The sequence below is a fragment of the Limnohabitans sp. INBF002 genome (genome assembly GCF_027924905.1).
In the GTDB taxonomy this organism is placed as follows: Bacteria; Pseudomonadota; Gammaproteobacteria; order Burkholderiales; family Burkholderiaceae_C; genus Limnohabitans.
Genome location: NZ_AP027055.1, coordinates 647,333 through 665,161 on the forward strand (window position 1 = coordinate 647,333; position 17,829 = coordinate 665,161).

Annotated in this window: 14 protein-coding genes; 7 read left to right on the forward strand and 7 right to left on the reverse strand. The window is 56.5% G+C overall.

Annotated elements, in window-relative coordinates:
* Positions 1-11: 11 nt before the first annotated feature.
* The 3 genes from dcd to QMG15_RS03280 all read left to right on the forward strand — a co-directional run bounded on the left by dcd (position 12) and on the right by QMG15_RS03280 (position 2,979).
* Positions 12-587, forward strand: a complete 576-nt coding sequence (dcd, locus tag QMG15_RS03270) for a dCTP deaminase (protein ID WP_100132599.1) — start codon at positions 12-14, stop codon at positions 585-587.
* Positions 588-1,421: a Rossmann-like and DUF2520 domain-containing protein gene (locus tag QMG15_RS03275; RefSeq protein WP_281789488.1), complete on the forward strand. Its 834-nt coding sequence runs from the start codon at positions 588-590 to the stop codon at positions 1,419-1,421.
* Positions 1,422-1,503: 82 nt separating this feature from the next.
* Complete coding sequence (locus tag QMG15_RS03280; protein WP_281789489.1) at positions 1,504-2,979, forward strand: DEAD/DEAH box helicase; 1,476 nt, start codon at positions 1,504-1,506, stop codon at positions 2,977-2,979.
* 33 nt (positions 2,980-3,012) lie between these two features.
* Here the strand turns inward: QMG15_RS03280 and QMG15_RS03285 are convergent, their stop codons facing one another.
* From QMG15_RS03285 to QMG15_RS03305, 5 genes are read right to left on the reverse strand one after another with little or no spacing between them, the layout of a single operon-like run.
* Positions 3,013-3,981: a tripartite tricarboxylate transporter substrate binding protein gene (locus tag QMG15_RS03285; RefSeq protein WP_281789490.1), complete on the reverse strand. Its 969-nt coding sequence runs from the start codon at positions 3,979-3,981 to the stop codon at positions 3,013-3,015.
* A 35-nt stretch (positions 3,982-4,016) separates the two neighbouring features.
* Positions 4,017-4,439 (reverse strand): hypothetical protein, encoded by a 423-nt coding sequence (locus tag QMG15_RS03290; protein ID WP_281789491.1) that lies wholly within the window; start codon positions 4,437-4,439, stop codon positions 4,017-4,019.
* Entirely contained in the window at positions 4,432-6,192 is a 1,761-nt protein-coding gene (locus QMG15_RS03295; RefSeq protein WP_281789492.1) for a hydantoinase B/oxoprolinase family protein, read from the reverse strand. Before QMG15_RS03295 ends, QMG15_RS03290 begins: the two co-directional genes overlap by 8 nt.
* A complete protein-coding gene (locus tag QMG15_RS03300) occupies positions 6,189-8,273 on the reverse strand; it encodes a hydantoinase/oxoprolinase family protein (RefSeq protein ID WP_281789493.1) in 2,085 nt (694 codons plus the stop codon). The genes QMG15_RS03295 and QMG15_RS03300 overlap by 4 nt, the downstream gene beginning before the upstream one ends.
* Before the next feature lie 11 nt (positions 8,274-8,284).
* Entirely contained in the window at positions 8,285-9,139 is an 855-nt protein-coding gene (locus tag QMG15_RS03305) for a fumarylacetoacetate hydrolase family protein (RefSeq protein WP_281789494.1), read from the reverse strand.
* A gap of 138 nt (positions 9,140-9,277) precedes the next feature.
* On the opposite strand from QMG15_RS03305, the gene QMG15_RS03310 reads away from it, so the two are divergent.
* Complete coding sequence (locus QMG15_RS03310; protein WP_281789495.1) at positions 9,278-10,210, forward strand: LysR family transcriptional regulator; 933 nt, start codon at positions 9,278-9,280, stop codon at positions 10,208-10,210.
* Here the strand turns inward: QMG15_RS03310 and QMG15_RS03315 are convergent.
* Positions 10,207-11,064, reverse strand: coding sequence for a symmetrical bis(5'-nucleosyl)-tetraphosphatase (locus QMG15_RS03315; RefSeq protein ID WP_281789496.1), 858 nt, complete (start codon positions 11,062-11,064; stop codon positions 10,207-10,209). The two genes, QMG15_RS03310 and QMG15_RS03315, sit on opposite strands and share 4 nt — an antisense overlap.
* Before the next feature lie 13 nt (positions 11,065-11,077).
* On the opposite strand from QMG15_RS03315, the gene QMG15_RS03320 reads away from it, so the two are divergent.
* A complete protein-coding gene (locus QMG15_RS03320; RefSeq protein ID WP_108402434.1) occupies positions 11,078-12,379 on the forward strand; it encodes a hemolysin family protein in 1,302 nt (433 codons plus the stop codon).
* Here QMG15_RS03320 and QMG15_RS03325 read toward each other — a convergent pair.
* Positions 12,363-13,103, reverse strand: coding sequence for a class I SAM-dependent methyltransferase (locus QMG15_RS03325; protein ID WP_281789497.1), 741 nt, complete (start codon positions 13,101-13,103; stop codon positions 12,363-12,365). The genes QMG15_RS03320 and QMG15_RS03325 overlap by 17 nt on opposite strands.
* 87 nt (positions 13,104-13,190) lie before the next feature.
* On the opposite strand from QMG15_RS03325, the gene QMG15_RS03330 reads away from it, so the two are divergent.
* Both QMG15_RS03330 and fdhF read left to right on the forward strand, forming a co-directional pair.
* The gene (locus QMG15_RS03330) at positions 13,191-14,888 is read left to right on the forward strand and encodes an NADH-ubiquinone oxidoreductase-F iron-sulfur binding region domain-containing protein (protein WP_281789498.1); all 1,698 of its coding nucleotides are present in this window, start codon (positions 13,191-13,193) and stop codon (positions 14,886-14,888) included.
* Positions 14,889-17,828 carry a formate dehydrogenase subunit alpha gene (fdhF, locus tag QMG15_RS03335; RefSeq protein WP_281789499.1) on the forward strand — a complete coding sequence of 980 codons (2,940 nt, stop codon included), beginning with the start codon at positions 14,889-14,891 and terminating at the stop codon, positions 17,826-17,828.
* The last annotated feature ends 1 nt before the right edge of the window (position 17,829 follow it).

Sequence of the window (17,829 nt, forward strand, 5' to 3'; positions counted from 1 at the left end):
AAAATGACGCCATGAGTATCAAATCAGACAAATGGATCCGCCGTATGGCGCAAGAGCACGGCATGATCGAGCCCTTCGAGCCAGGCCAAATTCGTCAGAACGCCGCGGGCGAAAAAATCGTCAGCTACGGCACCAGCAGCTATGGCTACGACATCCGTTGCGCGCCCGAGTTCAAGGTGTTCACCAACATCTACAGCACGGTGGTGGACCCGAAGAATTTTGATCCCAAGAGCTTCGTGGACATCGAATCTGATGTCTGCATCATCCCGCCCAACAGCTTTGCGCTGGCCCGTACGATGGAGTACTTCCGTATTCCTCGCAACGTGTTGACCGTGTGTTTGGGCAAGAGCACCTATGCCCGCTGCGGCATCATCGTCAACGTCACGCCGTTTGAGCCCGAGTGGGAAGGCTATGTGACCTTGGAGTTCTCCAACACCACGCCGCTGCCCGCCAAGATTTACGCAGGCGAGGGCTGTGCCCAAGTGTTGTTCTTCGAGAGCGACAAAGACGATGTGTGCGAAACCAGCTACAAAGACCGTGGCGGTAAGTACCAAGGCCAAGTGGGCGTCACACTGCCCAAGACCTGATTGACCACGCTCAACGTCATCGGCTGTGGCCGCGTGGGTCAAACCCTCGCGGCCTTGTTACATCAGCACGCCCAAGTGCAGGTGCAAGACCTGTATTCCCGCAGCTTCAGCAGTGCCGAGCAAGCGGTGCAGTTTGTTGGCTCGGGAACGGCTGCCACGGAGTTGGCTCAGATGCGTGCCGCCAATGTGTGGCTGCTCAGCGTGCCCGATGCCCAAGTGGCTGTGGCCGCGCAGGCTTTGGCCGAGGCGCAGGGGGCCCATCTAAAAGGCGCTATCGTTTTTCATAACAGTGGTTTTTTAAGTGCTGCCGTGCTGCAGCCCTTGCAGGCTTTGGGCTGCCATGTGGCCAGTGCGCACCCCGTGCTCAACTTTGCTTCTCCCCACACGGGCGTGCGCCAGTTTGCAGGCACGCCGTGCGGGCTAGAGGGCGATGCGCCCGCGCTGGCTTGGTTGCACACCGCGCTCACCGCCATTGGTGGGCGCTGCTTTGAGATCGCCAGTGCCGACAAACCGCTGTACCACGCAGCAGCGGTGTTCAGCAGCAACTTCACCGTGGTGTTGCAAGGCATCGCGCAAGACGCTTGGCGCAGCGCTGGCGTGCCGCCCGAGCTGATGCGCCCGCTGACCGAGGCCTTGCTCAAAAGCACAGTCGACAACGTGTTGGCCATGGGCCCCGCGCAGGCGTTGACTGGCCCTGCCGCCCGTGGCGACACAGCGGTGGTGCAGGCGCAAGGGGCGGTGGTGAAGGATTGGAGCGCGCCTGCTGGCGAGGTTTACAAGACCTTGAGTGCGCTGGCGGCCAAGCTCAAGCAAGACGGTCACACACAGCCCTGAGCGAGTCGCATCAGGCCTCGGCAGCGGGGCAAAACCCTGGTTTTGGCCGCACCCGCCCACAATGCGACAATATGCCCCAGACATGACGACCTCTTTTTCCAATTTGCAGCTGGCCCCCGCGCTGGCACGTGCCGTAGCCGAAATGGGCTACGAATCCATGACCCCCATCCAAGCCCAGGCCATTCCCGTGGTTCTGACCGGCCAAGACGTGATGGGCGCCGCGCAAACCGGTACCGGTAAAACGGCCGCGTTCTCGCTGCCTTTGCTGCAACGTTTGCTCAAACACGAAAACAGCTCCACCTCGCCCGCACGCCACCCCGTGCGCGCACTGGTGCTGTTGCCCACCCGCGAGCTGGCCGACCAAGTGGCCCAGCAAATCAAACAATACGCCGTGCATACCAACTTGCGCAGTGCTGTGGTGTTTGGTGGCATGGACATGAAGCCCCAAACTCTCGAGCTGAAAAAAGGCGTTGAGGTCTTGGTGGCCACGCCCGGCCGTTTGTTGGATCACATCGAAGCCAAGAACGTGGTGTTGAACCAAGTTGAATACGTGGTGCTCGACGAAGCCGACCGCATGTTGGACATCGGCTTCTTGCCTGACTTGCAGCGTATCTTGAGCCACTTGCCCAAGCAGCGCACCACGCTGTTGTTCTCGGCCACGTTCTCGACCGAGATCAAGCGTTTGGCGGGCAGCTATTTGCAAAACCCTGTCACCATCGAAGTGGCGCGGCCTAATGAGACAGCCGCCACCATCACGCAGCAGTTCTACAGCGTGAGCGTGGACGACAAGTACAACGCCTTGCGCCACCTCATCAAAGCCAACGGCATGAAGCAAGCCTTTGTGTTTTGCAACAGCAAACTCGGCTGTGCGCGTTTGGCCCGCTCACTCGAACGCGATGGTTTCCGCACCAGCGCCTTGCACGGCGACAAGAGCCAAGACGAACGCTTGAAAGCCCTCGAAGGTTTCAAGAAAGGCGAAGTCGATTTATTGGTCTGTACCGATGTGGCCGCGCGCGGCTTGGACATCAAAGACGTGCCAGCTGTGTTCAACTTTGACATCCCGTTCAACGCCGAAGACTATGTGCACCGCATTGGCCGCACAGGTCGCGCCGGTGCATTGGGCCACGCCATCAGCTTTGTGTCGGGCAGCGACCAACGCTTGGTGGGCGACATTGAAAAATTGCTCAAGACCAAGATCAACTTGGAAACCGTGGGTGTGGAGCAAGACCGTTCGCGTGAACGTCGTGAGCCTCGCAGTGATTCCCGCGAGCCGCGTGGCGACTCTTCTCGTGGCGAACGCTCAGAGTCTTCCAGCCGTCCACGCGAAGGCTACGCCTCACGTGATGCACGTCCTCGTGAGCAAGACAATGGCCGTCGCAACCGCGAAGTGGGCTACATGCCCGCACCGCGCGTGAAGAACGACCCGTTCTTTGACAAGCCCTACGAAGCGCCCGTACGCAGCGCCGAAGCAGCGCCTGTGGCGCCCGATCCTTTGCGCAAGTCGTCGAACATCAAGCCTAAGCGGGTGATGGCGGCTTTGTTTAAGTCGACCACTTAAGCGTAAAAAAGGCCCCGTACAACGGGGCCTTTTTTATTCGGGCTTGAAGCCTGCTCCTTTGAGCAGCTCCGCATTTTCGGTAATGTATTTGCCGGTGTACTTTTTAAATTGATCGACAGATTCCACAACAGGTTCAATCCCGAGTTGTTCGAAAGCCCCTGATTTAGTCAGTTGACGTACCGCTTCATTGGCAGCCTTGTTCAACAATTGAACGCGATCGTCAGGTGTACCTTTGGGCGCCCAGATGCCATACCAAGACTCGGTCACAAACTTTGGATAGCCACTCTCAGAAGCGGTGGGAACGCTAGGCATCACAGAGCTTCGCTTTGCAGACGTCACGATGATGGGTTTCACCTTGCCTGCTTTGGCCATTGATTGCAACGAAATGATGGAGTCGATCAAGATTTGTGAGTGTCCGCCAGCGACATCGGTCAACGCAGGTGCAGTGCCTTTGTAGGCCGTCATGGTCAAGTTGAGATTGCCTTCCTTGGCAAACATCAACGTCGCCAAGTGACTGGCAGCGCCTAATGCCGGTATACCAGCCGTCCATTTGTCTGGATTTTGTTTGGCTGCATCCATGACTTCTTTTAATTTGGTTTGCGGTAATGTCGGTGCAATCACCATCAGCAACGGTGCTTCACCCACACGTGCCACATAAGAAAAATCAGTCAATGGGTCGTAGGGTGGATTGGCAATGACCAGCTTCGTCAACGCTTGTGTGGATGCAGAGAAAAGCAATGTTTGACCATCTGGGGTCGATGCTTGAACAAATTTAGCGCCAATTGTTCCACTGGCCCCAGGCTTGTTCTCAACCACAATTGAAATATTCAAATTTGCTTGCATCTGCTTTGCTAGCAAGCGCGCTGCGTTATCTACACCACCACCTGCAGCAAATGGCACGATCAATTTAATCGTGCCATCTGGGAATTTAGGTTGCGCTGATGCAAACGCCGTTGCCGTCAGTAATGCAACCGAAAGCATTTTTTTTGTCCATGAAATCATGTTTGTCTCCAGTTAAATTTTGAACTCACACCTTCTTAATCTCTGTAACCTTTGCGCCAAGAAGATGAACCTCCAAACAAGGGAGCTTCGGGGGCTGGCCCATGAAGCTTGGCGTAGGACTCAATGGTTTTCGTCATGCGTGGCAATAGCCAATCGGTGACCGCATCATTGACATCCTCTTCTTCTAAGCGACTCAAGATCCCACGGATGGCTTGATCTTGAGAAGCAATAGGGCCTGGCGCGAGCAAAAAGGCCACGACCTCTGTCTGGCCCAATCGCTCGCTCTCCGCCCACAAATAGTCTGCAATGTCATGCTCGAAGTCTTCGAGCGTGACACTCATGCCACTCATCGTGCATGAGCATCCCAACGCCACATGCTGACCTGACAACCGGTTCCAAAGACCGGACAGGTAGGCAGCTTGCTGCTGGGATGCTGTCATTTCAATTAACTCAAACAAGGGCTTTGCTTCGTAAGGTCTGTGTCTCAGATGGCTTCACTGCAAAGCTGTCATCCAACACCACACCGTAGAGTTTTTCAGCGGCCTCGCGACTGACGTAGCCTTCGCGCACGTCATGCGCCACTGCATCGGCGTCACGTTTGAAAGGACTGCCAAAACCACCACCACCGCCTGAAAGCATCTTGTAGGCATCGCCGCGTTCTAAGCGAACGTTGAAGATCTTTGCGTTCGGCAAATCAGAACTCCATTCACCCTTGTGACGAATGGCAATGCCGTTGCCAGCAGCCTCACCGCCACCCTCTAGACCCCAAGGCTTGCAATGCATGCGGTCGATGCGGGTGGTCACAGAGAACGGTGACAGGGCTTGCACCACCATCTCGGCACCTAAGCCACCACGGAACTCCCCCGCACCCGCGCTGTCTTCGCGAATTTTGTAACTCTCAACCAAAACTGGGTATTTCGCTTCAAGCTGTTCGGTTGGGCTGTTATGCGTGTCACCATCGTTGATACACACCGTCACAGAGACACCGTCTTCGCGTGACTTGGCACCCCAGCCGCCACCCAAGGGGCCAATGCCCACAATGAACAAGCGGCCATCTTCAGGCGAAATCCCGTGGATGTTGGGGAACACCAAATCGGCATGGTGGCCCGCAATCGCGCGATGAGGGATCGCAGGCGCCAAGGCTTTGAAGATGGTGTCAATCACGGTCATTGGGAACGTCATCCACACACGCATGGGGTAGGGACGTTCAGCGCTGATGACAGTGCCCATGGGCATGATGACCTTCAGAGGACGGAAGCTGCCATCGTTCACGGGATAGTCGGTGGGTGTGGTCAAGCACTTGTAGGCCACTTGCGCGCAAGCAATACCCGTAGTGAAACCAGAGTTGTAGAAGCCTTTGACTTGTTTGCTCACATCCGACAAGTCCACCTCCATCTCATCGCCCTTGACGGTCACTTTCACGCGAATCGGAATGCGTTTGCCGATCTCTAAACCGTCGTCATCCATGAAGGACTCGGCTTCGTATACGCCGTCAGGAATAGTCAAAGTGTTTTGACGCGCCAGTGCTTCAGAGGCATCCATGATCTGCAAAATCGACGCTTGCACATCGGCATTGCCGTAGCGTTGCACCAGTTCTAAGAATCGACGCTCACCTGTGGTGATGGCTGTGATTTGAGCGCGCAAGTCGCCCAAAGCACGTTCGGGCATGCGCACGTTCATGGCAATGATGTCCAACAAATCTTGGTTGACTTTGCCAGCAGATTGATATTTCACGATAGGGATCTGAATACCCTCTGAGTAAATATCGGTGGTGATCTGACCCAAGCTTCCACCCACATCCAACCAGTGCGCCATGCAGCAGGTAAAGCCAATCAGCTCACCCTCGTGGAACACAGGCATGGTGAATGTGAAATGGTTCAAATGACTGCCGGTGGTGTACGCATCGTTTGTCACCAAGATATCGCCGGGGTGGATGTTGTCATACCCAAAGTGACGAATCTTTGATTTCACAGTTTCAGACATGCCACGAATGAACATGGGCAAGCCCAAGCCAATAGACACCGTGTCGCCTTCTTTGGTGAAAAGACCAACCGTGAAGTCCAGCGCCTCATAAATGATGAGGTTGTAGGCGGTGCGCATCAAGTTGGTTTTCATCTCCTCGGTCACGGCAAATAGGCCGTTACGGATGATTTCGACAATCACAGGATCGACGGCCTGTGCATTTGATTTTTGAACGTGTGTCGTGTTCATGAGCGGTCACTCCCGATTGAAATTTGAAGGTTGCCGTACAGGTCAACTATGACGCTGTCGCCTGGTTGCACCACGGTGGTGGATGCGTGCTCTTCCACAAGCGCGGGGCCGTGGAACTCGTTGCCGCTCTTGAGCAAGTCACGTCGATACACAGGTGTGTCAACAAACTTCCCTGCGCTGCGGAAATAGACAGGTTTGTGTGCACGCAGTGCTTTTGTATCGGGCGTGACCTGTCCTGATTCCACGGCATTGCGTGGTGGTTTTTTCATGCGTCCCAACACGGTCACGCGCAAGCTGACAATGTCGGCGGCCTCTTTGGGGGCTGAGGTGCCATAGCGCACTTTGTGAACTTCATCGAAATGGTTTTTGATGGCAGCGCGGTCTTTGCTGACAAAGAATTCATGTGGCAAATCCACGGTCACTGCATGCTCTTGGCCAAAGTAGCGCATGTCTGCGGCACGCTCGAACACGATTTCTTCAGGGCGAATTTGTGAAGCGCCAATCGCTGCACGGCCTTCGTCTTCCATCTCTTTGTAGAAGGCTTCGATTTCGTCGAATGACAGGCTGTCCAAGCGGCGGAACACCGAGCGAACATAGTCATAACGCAAATCGCTGAACAACATGCCGTAGGCCGAGAAGTAACCAGGCGCATGTGGAATCAGCACTTTGCGGATGCCAATTTCACGTGCAATGGCTGAGGCGTGCAAGGGGCCAGCGCCGCCATACACCACCATGGTGAAACTGCCAGCATCCAAACCACGCTCAGTCGTGACGGCTTTGACGGCATGTGACATCTGAGTCACGGCAATACGCAAAATACCGTCAGCAGCCTTGGTTGCATCCAAGCCCAATGGCTTTGCAATTTTTTCTTCCATCGCTTGCTTGGCACGGTCCAAGTACAGCGGCATTTCGCCACCGAGGAAGTTGTGTTCGTCCAAGCGGCCCAAAATCAAATTGGCATCTGTCACTGTGGGCTCTGTGCCATCGCGACCGTAGCAAACGGGGCCAGGCATGCTGCCTGCCGAGCGTGGACCGACGCGCAATGAGTTACCCAATTCAACTCGGGCAATCGAACCGCCGCCTGTGCCCACTTCAAAGATGTCCATCATGGGAATTTGAATGGGCAGTGCTTTTTCGTAGCCACCAATCAAGGCGCTGCCAGTGGTCAGGGGGCGACCTTCGCTGATCACCCCAGCCTTGGCCGTTGTGCCGCCCATATCGAATGCGATCGAGTCTGGCATGCCCAGTTGGGCGCAAATCGCTTGCGCGCCAATCACGCCTGCGGCGGGGCCTGACTCGAGCATACGCACGCAATCGCGACGCGCATGCTCTACAGGGAACAAGCCGCCCGTAGATTGAACCGCATAGAAATCGCCTTCAAAGCCTTTGTCGCTCAAATGGTGCTCTAGCTCGCCCAAGTATTCAGACACGCGAGGACCCACATAGGAGTTGGCGACAGCCGTCGACACGCGTTCAAACTCTCGGTACTCTTGTGACAACTCGTGCGATGCGGTCACAAACGCGCCAGGAATTTCTTCCTGAAGAATCGCTTTGACACGGCGTTCATGGTCTGGGTTGCGATAGGAGTGCAACAGCAACACAGCCACGGCTTCGATGTGCTTGGCTTTGAGTTCGCGTGCAAGTTCACGCACAGCATCTTCATTCAAAGGTTTGTGCAAAGAGCCATCCGCACGCAAACGCTCAGACACTTCGTAGCGCAACGAGCGGGGCACCAGTGGCTCATGCTTTGAGAAAAACAAGTTGTAGGCGTCAGGACGATTCACGCGACCGATTTCATAAATGTCGCGGAAACCTTCTGTGATCAACAAGGCTGTCTTCGCACCATTGCGTTCCAGCAAGGTGTTGATCGCAATCGTTGAACCATGCAAGAACAAGTAGCCGTTGCTCAAATCAATGCCAGCGCCGTCCAAGGTGTTTTGGATACCTGTGACCAATTCGCCGTGCGTAGAAAGTGCTTTACCGAATGAGATCGCACCCGTGGACTCGTCAAAGCAAGCCATATCCGTGAATGTGCCGCCGATGTCGACCGCAATTCGTAATGAGTTTTTAGATTCAGACATTGATGATTCCTTTATGCAGCGTGAGACACAACGTTGCGTAGCGTGCCCAAGCCAGTGATTTCGACTTCAATCACATCACCGGCCTTCATGTAAACAGGTGGTTCACGGCGATCACCCACACCACCCGGCGTACCTGTGGCAATCACATCGCCTGGATAAAGGTTGGTGAAACCAGAGAGGTATTCGATGATCACCGGCAAGGTGTAAATCAAGTCAGCCACGGACGCGTGTTGCATGACTTCACCATTGAGACGGGACTCCAAGGTCAGTTGGTTCACGTCAGGAATTTCTTGGCGTGTGGCCATGAACGGGCCAAGTGGTCCTGTCAACGGAAAGTTTTTACCGGGAATCCATTGGTGTGTGTGACGTTGCCAATCGCGTGCCGTGCCATCGTTGAAGCAGGCGTAACCCGCAATATGTTCAAACGCTTGTGCCTGCGTGATGTTGCGGCCACCTTTGCCAATGATGACGGCCAGTTCACCTTCAAAGTCAAACCGCTGAGTTTCTTTGGGGTGTGGCAGTGGTGCGTTGTGTGCTGTCAAGCTATCTGCAAAGCGCGTGAAGATGGCGGGGTAGTCGCTGTCAGCACGTTTGGTTTCTGCCACGTGCGTTTTGTAGTTCAAACCCACACAAAAAACCTTGCTTGGATTAGGAATCACAGGCAGCAGACGTGCTTGTGATGCCGTCACAGCTTTGCCACTCTGATGTGTCAACGCTTCCAACGCATCCAATTTGTTCGCAGCAATGACAGACTTCAAATCTGGATACTGAGCTTGAAATGCCTCGGGCACTTGAATCCAGTTACCTTCATCTTTCCAGAGACCGTAGGTCTGTTGACCTGCTATTTCAAAACTAACAAAGCTCATCGTTTTTCCTTCGATATGTTGCACCGACCGTCGATGCATCTGAACAATGAGCGCGAGTTTATGGATGGATAAACCATCTGCATAGAATGTTTTCTGAGATTTCAGATATGCCTAAAATGGCATATCAAAGAGGCTCGTATGCAAATCAATGATTTACGCTTATTTATGGAAGTCGCCGAGCTTGGTAGCTTCACCAAAGTTGCAGCGCAAAGAAATACGGTGCAGTCCCACATCAGCAGGCAAATCAGTGATTTTGAAAAAACCTGTGGTGCTGCACTGTTTCGACGAACGGGGCGAGGTGTTGTACTGACAGAGTTTGGCGAACATGTTCAGCAGCGTGTGCGAGGTTGGCTCAAAGACAGCGATGAGCTTTTTGCTGACATACAGCAAACATCGCAAGTGCCTATGGGTGAAGTCAAGATTGGCGTTCTTCCTTCAGCTGCGCATCCTTTGATGACGCACATCTTCAAGCGTTTACACCATGACTATCCCAAGATCAAACTGAATATTCGCGAGGGGCAAGGGACGGAATTAGATACGTTGCTGGATACGGGGGCTGTCGATATGGCCATCTTGTTTCGTTATGAGAAACCAACGGGGAGCGATGAAACACTTTTGTCCACGGCGAACACTTACCTTGTCTCGTGTCCTGGTCTTTCACTGACCTATTCCGATGCCGTTGATTTCAAGCGGCTCGAAGGTTTGCCATTGGTTTTACCTCGCCGACCCTCGCATTGGCGCTCGATCTTGGATGAAACAGCCAAAAGTAAAGGGTTTAGTTTGGTGGCAGAAGTTGAGGCCGATTCGCTTCGGGTTCAAAAAGAAATCATTGCGTCTAACCCGCATATGTATGCGTTACTCGGCCCTTTCTCTGTCGATGAGGAGCTACGCACTGGGAAGTTGCAAGCTGCAAAAGTCATTGCCCCCGACCTCAAGCGCTATGTCACGCTTGCGCATCCCAAACAAGGGCATTTCACGCAAGCGAGCCGCATTGTTTCTCAGCTCATCAAAGAAACTGTGACAGGCTGGAAGGGGCAATTAAACAGTCCACCCGTATTCAATGAGTTTTAGGCTAACGGGTCCATCGTCTGCGGGCACTTCACGCTGAGTCGCTCCCACGCGGGGGCGTCTGCCACGCTCAACAGCGTGTCCGATGCTTCGAGCTTGGCCGCACTCAAGCACCCACCCCACACACACCCATCGTCTAGGCACACCACGTCTGGGCGGTCTTCAATGTGCACGGTAGACCAATGGCCAAAGGCCATGCGCACATCAGCGGTCAGTCGGCCAGGCACATCAAACCACGGCATCAAATGCGCAGGCGCTTTGTCTGCACCTTCTTTCACGCTGAAATCCATGGCGCCTTGTGCATCGCAAAAGCGCAAACGGGTGAGTGCGTTGACGATCACGCGCAAGCGGTCAGCACCTGCCAAATCATCACGCCACACATTGGGCAGGCCGCCATACATCTGCGGCATGAACTGCACCCAGTCGTCGCTGCGCAGCACGGTTTGCACTTCACCGGCCAGCGCCATGGTTTGTTCCGCTGTCCATTGCGGCAGCACGCCCGCATGCACCATCAGTAGGTCGTTCACACGCAAGGCCATGTGTTGGTGGCGCAGCCAGTGCAGCAACTCAGCGCTGTCGGGTGCGGTCAAGATGTCTTGCAGGGTGTCTTGCTTATTGGGTTTGCGCACGCCGCGTGACACAGCCAGCACATGCAAATCGTGGTTGCCCAGCAAACATTGCGCGCTGGTGCCGAGCGCCATCAAACGGCGTAGCACGCCCGCGTTGTTTGGGCCACGGTTGACCAAATCGCCCAATAAATAGAGTGTGTCGCGGCTGGGGGAGAACGCGAGGTGGGTTAACAAACGTTCTAAGGCTTCGTCGCAGCCTTGCACGTCGCCAATCAAGTAAAGTGCCATGTAGGAGATTGTGATGGATGTTTTACTGATTGTTTTCTTAACGCTGCTCAATGGCGTGTTCGCCATGTCTGAGATGGCTTTGGCCTCCAGCCGCAAAGCACGCTTGGCGGCGTTGGCCGAGACGGGCGACAGTGGTGCGCAAGCCGCGCTGCGTTTGATGGCGCAGCCCACACAGTTTTTGTCTACGGTGCAAATTGGCATCACCTCCATTGGCGTGCTCAACGGCATCGTGGGTGAGGCCGCGTTCAGCGATGATTTTTCGTATTGGCTGTTGGCCCAAGGCGTGCCTGAAAACCTCGCCTCAGGTTTGGCCACGGCGTTTGTGGTGACCCTCATCACCTTCAGTACCATTTTGTTTGGCGAGTTGGTGCCCAAGCGCATTGGTCAGTTGTTTCCAGAGTCGGTGGCACGTGTGGCCGCACCGGTGATGTTGGCCCTGGCCACTTTGGCCAAGCCCTTTGTGCATTTGCTGTCTGCCAGCACCAGCGGCATGTTGAAGTTGCTGCGCATTGATGTGCATGGCGCACGCACGGTGACGGAAGAAGAAATTTCGGCCAGCTTGGTTGAAGGCGTAGACGCCGGTGTGATCGAACAGCACGAACACCAAATGGTGCAAAACGTGTTCAACCTCGATGACCGCCCACTCACTTCCATCATGGTCCACCGCTCTGACATTGAATGGCTCGATGCCAAGCTGCCCGTACCCCAAGCCTTGGCGCAAGTAGGAGCCAGCGGCGCGCACTCGTGGTACCCCGTGTGCCGTGGCGACTTGGACAACGTGGTGGGCGCGGTCAGCGTGTCGCAGCTCTTGCGTTTGCCACCCGGCACTGACATGACGGTGGAAGCCTTAGCCAAGCCTGTGGCTTTTATTCCTGAAACTTTGAGTGGTTTGGATTTGCTGGAGCAATTCCGCAAACCCGCCGAACGCGCCACAGCCCACGGTCGCATGGTGCTGGTGGTGGACGAGTATGGCGTGGTGCATGGCTTGCTCACGCCACGTGATTTGCTAGAAGCCATCACGGGCGAGCTGCTGCAAGCCACGCCCACCGATGAAGCGTGGGCCAAGCAGCGCGAAGACGGTTCTTGGTTGGTCGATGGCTTGATGCCAGTGAGCGAATTCAAAGCGCGTTTGACGATCAAAGAATTGCCCGACGAAGACCGTGGCATTTACAACACGGTGGCCGGTTTGGTCATGGCCATTTCGGGTGAGCTGCCCGCAGTGGCCGATGTGGTGGCTTTTGGTGAGTGGCGTTTTGAAGTGCTCGACCTGGATGGCCGCCGCATCGACAAACTCTTGGTCAGCCGCGTCGGTTAAACGGCACTTGGTACATCCACACGGGGCGGCCATCGCGGCAGGTGAGGATGGCGCTGGGAATCAGCTCTCGCGCTTCAAACTCTAAGCTCACCAGCCAAGCGCCACGGCGCAATTCGGCTTCGGCTTTTTCGACGGCGCGGGGCATGCTCTCAGGGCGTTGAAACAGGTAAACCATGTCAAAGCTGCGCCAATCCACCAGCCAAATATCACCTTGGCGAATATGCGCAAACGAGCAGCGCATGGCGCTGAGTACGCGCAGCGGCCAGCTCATTTCGACGCCGTGAAGTTCGGCACGCGGGAACGCATCGCGCAAAGCCAACAAGCCGTCACCCATGCCACTGCCCGCATCCAAAATGCGTGCGCCCGCGGGCAGCACGATGTGTTGCTGCAATTCGCGCAGTGCTTTTTTAGGCGTGGGAAACAAGGGCGCATCGCGCCATGCTTTGCGTGGGTAAACCAAAACAATTAACCCCAACAAGAACAACCAGCCAATCGGCGGCACGTTCAGGGTAGACGAAGACGCAGCCATGGAGAGCGGAAAACCCAACACGATCAAGGCTTTACGCATGGGTGTGTGTGCCAACGCGCTTAAAAAACCGCCCAAACACGTGGCGACGATAAAGGCAATGGCTTCGCTCAAACCGACCAGTTGCAGGCCTTTGAAGATGAGCCAAGACGAACCCCAAGCAAGCAGGGCGGGAACGGGCCAAGTCATGAATTTCATGAGGAGGAATCATAGAGCCAACGTGACAGCTTATTCAGGTGGATTTGACTGAGAATCAAAGCCAATGGAATCCGTTCACAAGCTCACATGACTCAGTCCGTCACACACACGCTCAGCACCGTTGACCAGATGCGCGACACGCTTCGCCGCATCAGCCACCTCAAAGGGCGACAGCCCGATGCGCAGGCGCTGCAAGAAGTGCGGGCCTTGGTGCGTGCGTTTGAGCGGCGCGATTTGTTGATCGAGCATTTGCATGCGCTGAACGACGCCTACCGTGGTTTGTTTGAGCGCCACTTGGTGGCCTTGGCGCACGAGATGAAGCTACCCATGGCCGAGGTGTTTGAGGTGGCCACGTTCTATCACCACTTCGAGGTGTTGCCCAACGACGCCACGCCTGCCGCATTGACGGTGCGCGTGTGTGATGGCCTGAGCTGCGAGATGGGCGGTGCCAAACAGCTGCTGGCCAAGTTGCCCGCCCTCTTGGGGGCAGAGGTGCGCGTCATCCGTGCGCCTTGCGTGGGCCGTTGTGAGCAAGCCCCTGTGGCCGTGGTGCACCAGAACGCTGTGCCGCACGCCACGCCCGACAAAGTGAAGGCGGCGGTGCAAGCCGGTCACACCCAACAAGCTTTGCCCGACTATGTGGACATGGATGCCTATCTGGCCGATGGTGGCTATGCCTTGGCTGCTTCGCTGTCAAATGGCACAACCCAAACAGAGGATGTGTTGCAAGCCATGGAGGCCTCGGGTCTGCGTGGCTTGGGTGGGGCGGGCTTTCCGGCAGGGCGTAAGTGGCGCATCGTGCGTGAGCAAACCGCACCGCGCGTGGTGGCTGTCAACCTTGATGAGGGCGAGCCTGGTACTTTCAAAGACCGCACGTATTTAGAGCGTGACCCGCATCGCTTTTTAGAAGGCATGTTGGTGGCTGCACAAGTGGTGGGCATAGAGGCCATCTACATCTACCTGCGAGATGAATACCACGGCTGCCGCGCATTGCTGCAACACGAGCTGGCTGCTTTGCAAGCCAACCCACCTTGCCCGCTGCCACACATCGAATTGCGCCGTGGCGCGGGTGCCTATGTGTGTGGCGAAGAGTCCGCCATGATTGAAAGCATTGAAGGCAAGCGCGGCGAGCCACGCATGCGACCGCCCTACATCGCGCAAGTGGGTTTGTTTGGCAAGCCCACCCTCGAACACAACTTTGAAACACTCTATTGGGTGCGCGACATCGTGCAAAAAGGCCCGCAGTGGTTCACCAGCTTTGGTGCAAATGGCCGTGTAGGTTTGCGTAGCTTCAGTGTGAGTGGCCGCGTCAAACAGCCGGGTGTCAAGCTCGCGCCTGCAGGCATCACGGTGCAGGAATTGATTGACGGGTACTGCGGCGGCATGTTGGAGGGCCACACCTTGTATGCCTATTTGCCGGGCGGGGCATCGGGCGGCATCTTGCCTGCCCACATGAATGACATTCCTTTGGACTTTGACACGCTGCAAGCGCACGGCTGCTTCATCGGCTCTGCGGCGGTGGTGGTGCTGAGCCAGCACGACACCGCGCGTGATGCCGCGCTCAATGCCATGGCATTTTTTGCACACGAGAGCTGTGGCCAATGCACACCCTGCCGCGTGGGCACTGCCAAAGCTGTGCAGCTGATGCAGGCGCCGACGTGGGACAACACCACGCTGGAAGACTTGAACCAAGTGATGGTCGATGCCTCCATCTGCGGCCTAGGCCAAGCGGCACCCAACCCGGTGCGTTGTGTGCAAACTTATTTCGCGCACGAGGTGGCTTGAATGATTGATTTCAAGCTCAACAACCAAAGCGTTCAAGCCTATGAGGGTGAGAGCATCCTCAAAGCCGCACAACGCAACGGCGTAGACATTCCGCACCTTTGCTACAAAGACGGTTTGCGTGCGGATGGCAACTGCCGCGCGTGTGTGGTCGAGATCAAAGGCGAGCGCACTTTGGCCCCCAGCTGCTGTCGCACGGCGACGGCGGGGCTTGAGGTGTTGGTGAGCGACCGTGCGGTGAAGAGCCAGAAGATGGTGTTGGAGATGCTGCTCTCGGACATGCCTGATGTTGGGTACAAGTGGAACGATGCTTCTGCTTCGGTGACTGCGCTCGCTGCTGCGACGGGGGAGACGCCGGGCTCCTCATGCGGCGAGCCAAAATCGTCACCCGGCGCATCCCCCATCGCAGCAGGTGTTGGCGATAGTGGCCATGCTGGCGCTGTGGGTCAACATGGTGAGTTGAGTGACTGGGCTTCTCGCATGGGTGTCACCGTGCGACCTGCATTGCTTGCGCTGCGTCGCGAGCAACCCGCGTGTGATGTGTCCCACCCGGCGATGGCGGTGAACTTGGATGCTTGCATTCAGTGCAACCGCTGTGTGCGTGCCTGCCGTGAAGAGCAGGTCAATGATGTGATTGGCTACGCGCACCGTGGCGCGCAGGCGCAAATCGTGTTTGATTTGAACGACCCGATGGGGCTGAGCAGCTGCGTGGCTTGCGGCGAGTGCGTGCAGGCGTGCCCGACGGGCGCGTTGATGCCAAAGGCGCATGTGGGTTCGCAGGCTGTCGATCAAAAAGTGGATTCGGTGTGTCCGTTTTGCGGTGTGGGTTGCTTGCTGACCTACAACGTGAAGGACAACCACATCGTCAGCGTCGACGGGCGCGACGGACCGGCCAACCACAGCCGTTTGTGTGTAAAAGGCCGTTTCGGGTTTGACTACATCCACAACCCACAACGGCTGACGGTGCCGTTGATTCGCAAAGCGGGCGTGCCCAAAGACCCAGACGCGTTGAACGCGCTCAACATCAACGCTTCCGATTGGTCGCAGGTGTTTCGTGAAGCCACGTGGGAAGAAGCGCTAGACCTGGCCGCATCTCAACTCAAACAATTGCGCGACACGCATGGCAAAAAAGCGCTGGCCGGTTTTGGCTCGGCCAAGGGCAGCAACGAAGAAGCGTATTTGTTCCAAAAATTGGTGCGCACAGGTTTTGGGTCTAACAACGTGGACCACTGCACACGCTTGTGCCATGCGTCTAGCGTGGCGGGGCTGTTAGAGGGCGTGGGCTCGGGCTCGGTGACCAACCAGGTGAACGATGTCGAGCACTCAGACTTCATCTTCGTCATCGGCTCCAACCCCACATCCAACCATCCTGTCGCGGCCACGTGGATGAAGAACGCAGCCAAGCGCGGCGCCAAGATTGTGGTGGCCGACCCGCGCGGCACAGACCTTGGCAAACACGCGTGGCGTGCCTTGCACTTCAAGGCCGACACCGATGTGGCCATGCTCAACGCCATGCTGCACGTCATCATTGAAGAAGGCTTTGTGGATGAAGCCTTCATTCGCGACCGCGCCAACAACTTTGACGCACTCAAAGCCAACGTCAAAGACTTCAGCCCCGAGGCCATGGCCCCGATTTGCGGTATTGACGCACACACCTTGCGCGACGTGGCGCGTGCCTACGCCACCGCCAAAAGTGCCATGATTTTGTGGGGCATGGGCGTGAGCCAACACGTGCACGGCACCGACAACGTGCGCTGCTTGATTGCCTTGTCGTCCATCACCGGCCAAGTGGGAAAACCTGGCTCGGGCCTGCACCCCCTGCGCGGCCAAAACAACGTGCAGGGCGCGAGCGATGCGGGCCTCATTCCGATGATGTTTCCCAACTACCAACGCGTCATCAACGCCGATGCGCATGCGTGGTTTGAAAAGTTTTGGGACACCCCGCTTGACGACAAACCCGGCTACACCGTGGTGGAAATCATGGGCAAGATCTTGGCCGACGAGTCCGACCCACACAAGATTCGCGGCATGTACATCATGGGCGAGAACCCCGCCATGAGCGACCCCAACCTCAACCATGCGCGTCACGCGCTGGCGTCGTTGTCGCACTTGGTGGTGCAAGACATCTTCATGACCGAAACCGCGTGGCTGGCCGATGTGGTGCTGCCCGCCACCGCCTGGCCCGAGAAAACGGGTACGGTCAGCAACACCGATCGCATGGTGCAACTGGGCTTGCAAGCGATAGACCCACCAGGCGATGCGCGTGCGGATTTGTGGATCATCCAAGAAATCGCAAAACGGATGGGTTTAGCTTGGCACTACGCAGGCGAGCACCACGGCGTCGCCGAGGTGTACGACGAAATGCGACGCGCCATGCACGCCGCCATCGGTGGTATCACGTGGGAGCGCTTGCTGCGCGAATCCAGCGTGACCTACCCCTGCCACACCGAAGACGACCCGGGCGAGCCCACGGTGTTCAAACACCACTTCGCCACCGACGATGGCCGTGTGCATTTGGTGCCTGCCGGGTTGATCTCGGCCAACGAACAACCCGATGCGCAGTACCCGTTTGTCCTCATCACCGGTCGTCAACTCGAGCATTGGCACACCGGCAGCATGACGCGTCGCGCCACGGTGTTGGACGCAATCGAACCCACAGCCACGGCCTCGATGTGCAGCGCCGATTTACAAGCCTTGGGTGTGCAAGCGGGCGAGGTCATGACCGTGGCATCGCGGCGCGGCCAAGTGAGCCTGCGTGCGCGTTTGGACGAGGGCACGCCACAAGGCGCGGTGTTCATCCCCTTCGCCTACCAAGAGGCCGCGGCCAACTTGTTGACCAATCCCGCACTGGACCCTTTTGGCAAGATTCCAGAGCTCAAATACTGCGCTGTGTCCGTGACAGCAGGCGGTCAGCTAGCGCACCCCGCTGGTTTTAAAATCTAAC

Bases quoted from the DNA above. Each gene is read 5' to 3' on its own strand.
- QMG15_RS03295 (WP_281789492.1), bottom strand. From the start codon at position 6,192: ATGAACACGACACACGTTCAAAAATCAAATGCACAGGCCGTCGATCCT.
- QMG15_RS03310 (WP_281789495.1), top strand. From the start codon at position 9,278: ATGCAAATCAATGATTTACGCTTATTTATGGAAGTCGCCGAGCTTGGT.
- fdhF (WP_281789499.1), top strand. From the start codon at position 14,889: ATGATTGATTTCAAGCTCAACAACCAAAGCGTTCAAGCCTATGAGGGT.
- QMG15_RS03315 (WP_281789496.1), bottom strand. From the start codon at position 11,064: ATGGCACTTTACTTGATTGGCGACGTGCAAGGCTGCGACGAAGCCTTA.
- QMG15_RS03325 (WP_281789497.1), bottom strand. From the start codon at position 13,103: ATGAAATTCATGACTTGGCCCGTTCCCGCCCTGCTTGCTTGGGGTTCG.
- QMG15_RS03300 (WP_281789493.1), bottom strand. From the start codon at position 8,273: ATGTCTGAATCTAAAAACTCATTACGAATTGCGGTCGACATCGGCGGC.
- QMG15_RS03280 (WP_281789489.1), top strand. From the start codon at position 1,504: ATGACGACCTCTTTTTCCAATTTGCAGCTGGCCCCCGCGCTGGCACGT.
- dcd (WP_100132599.1), top strand. From the start codon at position 12: ATGAGTATCAAATCAGACAAATGGATCCGCCGTATGGCGCAAGAGCAC.
- QMG15_RS03305 (WP_281789494.1), bottom strand. From the start codon at position 9,139: ATGAGCTTTGTTAGTTTTGAAATAGCAGGTCAACAGACCTACGGTCTC.
- QMG15_RS03320 (WP_108402434.1), top strand. From the start codon at position 11,078: ATGGATGTTTTACTGATTGTTTTCTTAACGCTGCTCAATGGCGTGTTC.
- QMG15_RS03285 (WP_281789490.1), bottom strand. From the start codon at position 3,981: ATGATTTCATGGACAAAAAAAATGCTTTCGGTTGCATTACTGACGGCA.
- QMG15_RS03330 (WP_281789498.1), top strand. From the start codon at position 13,191: ATGACTCAGTCCGTCACACACACGCTCAGCACCGTTGACCAGATGCGC.